This is a genomic window from Blautia sp. MSK18_10 (genome assembly GCF_020553185.1).
Lineage (GTDB): Bacteria > Bacillota > Clostridia > Lachnospirales > Lachnospiraceae > Blautia_A > Blautia_A wexlerae.
The window spans coordinates 1-400 of record NZ_JAJCGT010000133.1 but is presented as its reverse complement, the minus strand read 5'-3'; the positions used below and the strand labels follow the sequence as shown (position 1 = coordinate 400).

The window sequence follows — 400 nt, the reverse complement described above, 5'->3', positions numbered from 1 at the left end:
CTGTCCCAAATCAAGGATTTCACTAGAAACTGTCGCCTCATATTTCTCATATCTCATTTCACTGTCTGAATCCACAGTATCCTCGAAAATAGCTGAAGCTTCCGATACATCGCCTTCCTGCTCTGTGGTTTCCGAAATAAATGTTTCCTCTCCAGCAGAAAAATCGGCTGCCAATACCGGCTGACCGGTAACGATCACAGCAGAAAGAAACAGCGATAAAAATGTTTTGCCTCTCCTTCTCATAATACTTTGCCTTCTTTCCATCATTATACCTCGTTATCATGTTACGTTTATGTTAACAATTGTATCATATATGTAATATTTTTTCAACAATCTTTTTTTATTTAACATATTTAACTATGCAGAAAAAGCGGCTTGAAAAGCCGCTTTTTTCTACCTT

The 400-nt window shown here is 37.2% G+C and carries 1 protein-coding gene; it reads right to left on the bottom strand.

The features are described from left to right. Positions 1–243, bottom strand: a 243-nt coding sequence (locus tag LI074_RS17175) for a hypothetical protein (RefSeq protein ID WP_147421738.1), incomplete at its 3' end; no start/stop codon positions are given. Positions 244–400 lie beyond the last annotated feature (157 nt).